The following is an 8,146-nucleotide window of genomic DNA, read 5'->3' on the forward strand; positions in this document are numbered from 1 at the left end:
AAAATATTATGATTTTTTGAGAATTATTATTGGTTATATGAATGATGCTCACTCAAAATTTACATAAAGAAGCTTTTATTTGTTGATTTTGTAAACAAAAATAAGATTGTTAACTTTATTCAGGTTAAGTTGTATGAGTCAAAATTTACGGCCTTTATCCCTCATTTATAATCAAAAATCAGGTTTTCATGCAGCACAACAAGATGAGCAATATGAACGTCTCATGACGTTCTGGACACAATATGGGTTTGAAATCCAAGTTTTTGAGTTAAATCAGCGGGTTAATTTTGATGAAATGATGACATCGGTACTCTCCAGACATCAGCATGCCGATTCGCGTGGTGTTGTGGTGGCGGCAGGAGGGGATGGAACCTTGAATGCGGTTGCCAAAAAATTGATGCATACCGATATTCCAATGGGAATCATGCCATTAGGGACATTTAATTATGTTGCCCGCGCCCTGAATATCCCCATTGATCTGGGGCTGGCTGCGGAGGTGATTGCCACAGGCATTGAACATAAGGTTCATGTTGCCACCCTGAATGACCAGATTTACCTGAATAATGCCAGTCTGGGTTTATATCCCTTATTTATAAAAAAACGTGAATTATATAACCAGCGTTTTGGCCGTTTCCCCTTGAATGCCTATACATCGGGTTTGGATGTGCTGTTGCGTGAACACAAATCATTAAAACTGGCGGTCACTGTAGATGGCCGAAAATATCCTGTTGCAACACCGCTGGTTTTCTTTGGCAATAACCAGCTTCAGCTCAGTGACATGAAATTGAGGATTGCGGAATGTGCTGCCAATGGAAAGCTGGCAGGGGTGGTGGTGGCCAAAAGTGATCGGCTAAGTTTGCTGAAAATGTTATGGACACTGATTCAGGGGAAAATTGATCAGGCTTCTGATGTTTATTCATTCTGTGCTGAACAGATTCAGGTAGAGTGTAAAAAGAAAAAGCTCACTGTGGCCGTGGATGGAGAACTGATGGAAATGCAGACACCGCTAAAATTCGCAGTTGAAAAATCTTCTTTAAAGGTAATGGTGCCAAATGCTGTTGCATCTGTCTGATTTACACTTTGGCACTGAAAGAGAGGTATGTATTCAGGCCATACAGCAGTTTTGCCAACAGCATCGTCCAGAGGCGATTGTGGTGAGTGGGGACTTAACCCAGCGTGCCCGCTTTAAGCAGTTCTATGCCTGCCGAAAATTTCTGGATTCCCTGTCATTGCCTTATTTGGTGGTGCCAGGAAATCATGATATCCCCCTTTATCAGGTCTGGAACCGATTTTTCTCCCCTTTTGTATTGTATCAGGCATTTTTTGGTCGCCTGGAAACAACGCTGGAAACTGAGCATTTTTATATTGTGGGGGTAAACAGTATTCGGCGGCGTTACCACACGCGGGGACATATTTCCATGGAACAAATCCATGAAACCTATGAAAAGTTAAACAATGTGCCCTCAAATAAAATAAAGCTGGTGGTTTTTCATCAGCCTTTCTATATATCTCCTGATCAGCGTGATGATAAGGATTGTCCTGTTTTAGGGAAGATTGCTTTGGAACGCTGGGGCGAAACGGGACTGTTTGGCTTGTTGCATGGGCATTTACATCAAACAGCAGTATATGATCTCACAAAGATTTATCAGTTGAATGTCAATCATCCTATCTATGACATTCATGCAGGCACTGCAATTTCGAGCCGTTTACACCATGACTCAACCAATGGTTTTAATGTTATTTTAGGGAATGGCAAGATTGAGCATTATTGGTTTGATGAAAAGTTAAAAATATTTGTTCAATCCCCAGAAAGTGTTTAATACAGCATTTCATGATTTCTTGTGTTTAAAAAAACATCTAGAAATAGAATTTTTTTTCTTTTACCCCTTGAAGCCATTTTTTTTAACCCCACAAAAGTGGCATATCAAATTTTGTTATGGCGCTTTTGTCTTGTCATAACAATTTATCAAAAAAGACTAAGTCTGATGGAGTTAATTATGAGCAACATTCGTCCATTACATGATCGTGTTGTGATTCGTCGTGTAGAAGAAGAAACCAAAACTGCTGGCGGTATTTTACTTCCAGGTTCTGCTGCTGAAAAACCATCTCAGGGTGAGGTGATTGCAGTGGGCAATGGTCAGATCACTGACAATGGTGTACGTGCTTTGGATGTTAAAGTTGGAGACAAAGTATTGTTTGGTACTTATGCGGGAACAACTGTAAAAGTAAACGGTGAAGAACTCTTGATTATGAAAGAGTCAGATATCTTGGCTGTGCTTGAAAGCTAATCTACACATAACTCACATTTATTATCAGATTCAGTATTTAAAAAGATTCGGAGTTTAATATGTCAGCTAAAGACGTAAAATTTGGTGATTCAGCTCGCTCAAAAATGATTGCAGGCGTAAACGTTCTTGCAGATGCAGTAAAAGTAACTTTAGGTCCTAAAGGCCGTAACGTTGTCATTGACCGTTCTTTCGGCGCACCGCACATCACTAAAGATGGTGTTACTGTTGCGAAAGAAATTTCATTAAAAGACAAGTTTGAAAATATGGGTGCTCAACTTGTTCGTGAAGTTTCTTCTAAAACCAATGATATTGCAGGTGATGGTACAACAACTGCAACTGTACTTGCTCAAGCAATCTTAAACGAAGGGATCAAGTCAGTAACTGCTGGTATGAACCCAATGGACTTGAAACGTGGTATCGACATCGCAGTGAGAACTGTGGTTGAAAATATCCGTACCAATGCAAAACCTGCTGATGATTTCAAGGCGATTGAACAAGTAGGTTCAATCTCTGCAAACTCTGACACCACTGTGGGTAAGTTGATTGCGCAAGCAATGGAAAAAGTAGGTAAAGAAGGTGTTATCACTGTAGAAGAAGGTTCTGGCTTCGAAGACGCTTTAGACGTTGTAGAAGGTATGCAGTTCGACCGTGGTTATATCTCTCCATACTTTGCAAACAAGCAAGATACTTTAACTGCTGAACTTGAAAATCCGTTCATTCTTCTTGTGGATAAAAAAATCAGCAATATTCGTGAATTGATCACTGTATTGGAAGCGGTTGCTAAAACAGGTAAACCACTTCTAATCATTGCAGAAGATGTTGAAGGCGAAGCGCTTGCTACACTTGTTGTAAACAACATGCGCGGTATTATCAAAGTATGTGCGGTTAAAGCCCCTGGTTTTGGTGACCGCCGTAAAGCAATGCTGCAAGACATCGCAATCTTGACTGGTGCAACTGTAATCTCTGAAGAAGTCGGTATGTCTTTAGAACAAGCTTCTCTTCAAGATTTAGGTACTGCTCATAAAATCACAGTGTCTAAAGAAAACACAGTAATTGTTGATGGTGCTGGTAATGCTGAACAAATCGCTGAACGTGTTCAACAGATCCGTGCGCAAATCGAAGAATCAACTTCTGAATACGACAAAGAAAAACTTCAGGAACGCGTTGCGAAACTCGCAGGCGGTGTTGCAGTCATTAAAATCGGTGCAGCAACTGAAGTTGAAATGAAAGAGAAGAAAGATCGTGTAGATGATGCACTTCATGCAACGCGCGCAGCGGTTGAAGAAGGTGTGGTTGCAGGCGGTGGTGTTGCACTCGTTCGTGCGGTGAATGCACTTGATGGCTTGAAAGGCATTAATGAAGACCAAACAGCAGGTATCAACATTTTACGCCGTGCGATTGAAGCGCCACTTCGTCAGATCGTTGCCAATGCGGGTGATGAGCCATCTGTTGTAATCAACGCTGTTAAAGCCGGTGAGGGTAACTTCGGTTATAACGCCGCAACTGGTGAATATGGCGATATGTTGGAAATGGGTATTCTTGACCCTGCTAAAGTAACCCGTTCAGCACTTGAGCATGCAGCTTCTGTTGCTGGCTTGATGTTGACGACTGAAGCAATGATTACTGATATCCCAGAAGATAAACCAGCTGCTCCAGATATGGGCGGAATGGGTGGTATGGGCGGAATGATGTAAACTACTCACTGATATATTAAATTGTTGTAATTTAAAATAATTTATTATATCAGAATTTAGCTTACTCATAGTGTTACTCACATATGAGTTTGTTGCAAAAAAGGTCACAAATTTTATTTGTGACCTTTTTAATTATAGATCTTTAATCTCTTAAAAAAGAAGAGATCTTATTAGATAAGAATTTAACTCTTGAATGAATGAATGAAAATATTGAAAAAAACGCCTGAGAAAAATCAGGCGTTTTTGACTTAGAGCAACATCTATTTCATTTTGACGTAAGAATGGAGTTTTCCTCATTTAGAATACAGGTAAGGACATAGCTATTAAGCCAGAAGTTTTTACGTCCATCCTTTATCGGTCTTTTCACGCGACCAGTTTTATAGTCAAACTACTTTATTATCCATACAGGATTCGAAAAAAACTCTAAATAATTCATCGACTGAGTTGTATTGGTTTTATAATGATTTGACTATAATTCGATCATATAGTTCTTTTTCAGATATATTCATTCTTAATGCAAATTCAGCAGTCGATACACGTCGCTCTGTATTTGTAAGGTCTATAGATTTAATCATTAGATTTTCTCCATTTGTATAGGTTGAAAAGATAAACTCTTAAAATGAAGATTATCAAATTAATAAAATAAAAGATGAGATATGTTTAAAAAATCAAAAAAAAGACTTATTTTTTTTATTATATCAGTTAATAATCTTTTGTTTGTTGTTGGTAATAACAACATCGACTGCTTAAGTATCAACTAAAAAGTAAACATGTATTCATTACCAAAACCCTTTGAAATCTGCCCAACCCAACGCTCTATTTGATCTGCCTTCATCACCTTAAAATCCCGCCAGTTATACTTCATCTGCTTCCAAACCATCTCAATTCTATTCAGCTCAGGACTATACGCAGGTAGAAAATACAAAGTCGTTGAATACTCTTGTACAAGAAGCTTGCGCCAATCTACCATCTGTTTGCTGCGATGAATCGAGGCATTGTCAACAATCAACACCAAAGGAACTTGATAGCTGCGTTTCACCTGTGCTGCTACACCCATCAAATAGGCATAAAACCAGCGACTGTTAACGGACTCCTGTAGGCAACTGGTGATCAGATGACCCGTTGACAGCAGACAACCCATCACATTAACTCGCTTTAGTCTTACAGCATCAACCGCATGAACATCGCCTATCTTTGTCCATGCATAACGGTTATCTGGCGTAGCCGAAAATCCTGTTTCGTCCACATAGCCCAATACAATTTCACCACGTGCCGCTTGCTCACGTAATGCTTCAATCTGCTGTTGCGCTTGTCCAAATGCGGTCGGGTCTCTTTTTTTTCAAGCTGTGGCGGGTGCGTTTGAAGACCATGCCTGAATCTCGCAAAAACTTGCGAAGAGTTTCAACAGACACGGATACACCGTGTTTTTCATGCAGTTTGACTCGGATTTGTTCTGCATTGAGTGGGCTTGTGTTGACCCACTCTAAGATTTGAGCCTGATAGTTTGAGGTCAGTGTATTGGGACGGCCTGAGCGATGGCCTTCTTGAATCGATTCAAACTGATGTAGCTCCCAATGTCGGCGTTGTAGCCTTATGGTTTCTGGGATACGCTCTTGTAACGCAGCAACTTCGGCAACAGTTTTACCTTCGGAAAGCCAGAGAATGGTTTGGGCACGTTGTCTTTCACGCCAATGTGCTGCATGCTTGGTCAAGAGAATTAGTTGTGCACGCTGTTCTAAGCTGAGTGGGACGGTAACAATCCGTGGCATGTGCAAACATCGTTTAACCAAAAATGTCTTTTCGCATGTTTAGTTGTTTTTGTAAACTTACCTAATAAGTCTTTCTGTCCGTCTGTATTGACACCTAATGCTAGATACACCGCTTTGTTAATAATCGTACTATCTTGACGCACTTTCACGACGATACAATCCATATAGACAATAGGATAAAGGGCATCCAATGGTCGATTTTGCCATTCTATTACTTGTTCTTTAACTGCATCCGTCACTTTGGAAATAAGCGTTGGAGAGACGTCCGCATCGTACATTTCCTTGAATGTGGCAACAATATCTCGTGTCGTCATGCCTTTGGCGTATAGGGATAGGATTTGGCTATCCATTTGTGTGATACGCCTTGCGAAGCGCTGCTTCTCATCTTCTTGATCAGCTGGGGCTCAAAAGTGCCATCACGATCTCTAGGCGTGTCTAGTTCAAATTCACCATCATCAGTAAATAGCCGTTTGGTTGTATAGCCATTACGTGTATTTTTGCCTATACGAGGGCTATTCTTCTCATAGCCTAAATGTTCTGTCAGTTCAGCATTGAGTGCAGTTTCAACGGTGAGTTTCTTTATAGCTTTACTGAAATTATTCAGGTCAGCTTCTGTTTTTAAGTTCTTGGCAAATTCTTTTGCCAATGCCAGCATTGCTTCATCTTTCATGGTAAACACCTGTGTTGCCCCCAACAGCGTTGAGGGATAGTTTAAGCGTTTACACAGTTTTATTTACAGTCTCAAAAAACAAACTCGATACCTGCACCATACAACCAGCCTTTTTCTGAGTCAGTGGCTTGTTGGAATCTTGTCTCTTTCAACCCTTTTTCATATTGATATGCAACATCCACAAAGGGTCTAATCCTTTTAGTAATCTCATATCTGGTTTTTATACCAGTCTTTAATTCAGACAAGCCGGTCTTAGAAGCAAAGTCAGAATTATCATTGAGTACAATATCTGCTTCGATATATGGTTGAGTAATTAACTTTTGGGTAAGTAATAAGTCTCGATCCACGTCAAAACTAGCTCCCCAAAAATTATTTTCACCACCGTATAAATAAGCCTGAGTTTCAAAGAAATAAGGAGCTAGACCTAATATACCAATAACCCCATCCACTCGATCGCTGCTGCTGTTATTTTTATCTTCACTATATCTTACCCCAGCTTGTACATCCCAAAATGGGGCTACGTTACGGCTATAAAGTGCTGATACAGCATATTTTGGATCATTACTTTCTGACTTTTCCGAATTGGCTTCAATAAATAGACGATTTTCATCTGTCCCAATCAAAGTTTCAAACTTCGTTCCTAGTGTACCCTTACCATCTTCATCAACTATCCATGCATTTTCAAGTTTTGTTACTTGATAAATTTGTCCGCCATGTTCTTTAAGATGATCATCGTGAGATCCGTCTGATCTCTTTCTTGCAGTCAAAATAATATTATCTCCCCCATTTGCATTTTCCATTGAATAATATTCTGGATACAATTCTTGGGGGCTATATCTTAAGCCACCAGACTCCTGTAATAAGACTCTCATACCATTTGTAATATTACTTTCTTGTTCCGAAGTGCTGCTATTAGCAAAAGTTAAGTTTGATATACTTATTAATGCAATTGATAAGACTGTTTTTGAGAAGAAATTCTTAGTGATTTGCATGTGGATTTACTCCCTTCTCACTTATTGGGGGCTGAGCAACAATATTTTTTGAAACACTATCTTTGTCTACTTGGGCCACAATTAGTTTATTCATCATTCCTGCGCTCATATGGTAAAGCAAGTGGCAATGAATAGCCCACTCACCTAATTCATCGGCTGTAAGCAGAGTAGTTATAGTTTTCCCAGGTGGAACAATTACCGTATGTTTGTTTGGCATATTGCTTGGATCCTGACCATTCTCAAGCTGCATAAACATGCCATGTAAGTGCATTGGGTGAGCCATCATACTGTCATTGACAAATTTTAAGCGAATACGTTCACCATACTTCACCACTAGTGGGTCGGCTTCATTAAATTTTTTACCATTTATTGTCCAAATATAACGCTCCATGTTTCCACCAAGACGTATCTCTATTTCACGTTCAGCTGCACGAGTGTCTTTTTGAGGATCTAACGATTGCAAATCACTATATTGCAATGCTTTATTACCTTCAGGTGTTGAAGCATTTGCCCATCCAAATACGGTATTATCATTCTTGTCTGAAGCCGCCTTAACAGTAGCGCTATTCATCGGCATATCATGATTCATACCTTTCATAGAAGACATATTGTGATTCATGCCTTTCATAGAAGACATATCATGATTCATATCTTTCATTGAAGACATATCATGATCCATACCTTTCATAGAAGACATGTCATGATTCATATCTTTCATAGAAGACATATCATG

8 protein-coding genes and 2 pseudogenes are annotated in these 8,146 nt (G+C 39.6%); 4 read left to right on the forward strand and 6 right to left on the reverse strand.

The annotated features are described in order from the left end of the window. The first annotated feature begins 133 nt into the window (after positions 1–133). The 4 genes from B4H32_RS11395 (at position 134) to groL (ending at position 3,982) form a co-directional block, all read left to right on the forward strand. On the forward strand, positions 134–1,072 hold the full coding sequence (locus B4H32_RS11395) for a diacylglycerol/lipid kinase family protein (protein ID WP_005329282.1): 939 nt from the start codon (positions 134–136) through the stop codon (positions 1,070–1,072). Then, the gene (locus B4H32_RS11400) at positions 1,053–1,820 is read left to right on the forward strand and encodes a metallophosphoesterase family protein (protein WP_004755907.1); all 768 of its coding nucleotides are present in this window, start codon (positions 1,053–1,055) and stop codon (positions 1,818–1,820) included. The genes B4H32_RS11395 and B4H32_RS11400 overlap by 20 nt, the downstream gene beginning before the upstream one ends. A gap of 177 nt (positions 1,821–1,997) precedes the next feature. Then, a complete protein-coding gene (locus tag B4H32_RS11405; RefSeq protein ID WP_004674886.1) occupies positions 1,998–2,288 on the forward strand; it encodes a co-chaperone GroES in 291 nt (96 codons plus the stop codon). 59 nt (positions 2,289–2,347) lie between these two features. Continuing rightward, positions 2,348–3,982, forward strand: coding sequence for a chaperonin GroEL (gene groL, locus B4H32_RS11410; RefSeq protein ID WP_004755906.1), 1,635 nt, complete (start codon positions 2,348–2,350; stop codon positions 3,980–3,982). 265 nt (positions 3,983–4,247) lie between these two features. Here groL and B4H32_RS12775 read toward each other — a convergent pair. The 6 genes and pseudogenes from B4H32_RS12775 to B4H32_RS11435 all read right to left on the reverse strand — a co-directional run. After that, positions 4,248–4,557: pseudogene (locus tag B4H32_RS12775) on the reverse strand (hypothetical protein). A 182-nt stretch (positions 4,558–4,739) separates the two neighbouring features. Further along, on the reverse strand, positions 4,740–5,279 hold the full coding sequence (locus B4H32_RS11415) for an IS630 family transposase (RefSeq protein WP_126038012.1): 540 nt from the start codon (positions 5,277–5,279) through the stop codon (positions 4,740–4,742). Then, the gene (locus B4H32_RS11420) at positions 5,275–5,751 is read right to left on the reverse strand and encodes a helix-turn-helix domain-containing protein (RefSeq protein ID WP_004677047.1); all 477 of its coding nucleotides are present in this window, start codon (positions 5,749–5,751) and stop codon (positions 5,275–5,277) included. The genes B4H32_RS11415 and B4H32_RS11420 overlap by 5 nt, the downstream gene beginning before the upstream one ends. Before the next feature lie 11 nt (positions 5,752–5,762). After that, a pseudogene (locus B4H32_RS11425) lies at positions 5,763–6,421 on the reverse strand (IS256 family transposase); the annotation flags it as partial. Positions 6,422–6,492: 71 nt separating this feature from the next. After that, positions 6,493–7,413: a copper resistance protein B gene (locus B4H32_RS11430; RefSeq protein WP_286803143.1), complete on the reverse strand. Its 921-nt coding sequence runs from the start codon at positions 7,411–7,413 to the stop codon at positions 6,493–6,495. Beyond that, positions 7,400–8,146 (reverse strand): multicopper oxidase domain-containing protein (locus B4H32_RS11435; protein WP_286803146.1); only part of this gene is annotated, 747 nt, incomplete at its 5' end. The genes B4H32_RS11435 and B4H32_RS11430, both read right to left, overlap by 14 nt.

It is taken from the genome of Acinetobacter sp. UBA2063 (genome assembly GCF_002333245.1).
Lineage (GTDB): Bacteria > Pseudomonadota > Gammaproteobacteria > Pseudomonadales > Moraxellaceae > Acinetobacter > Acinetobacter parvus.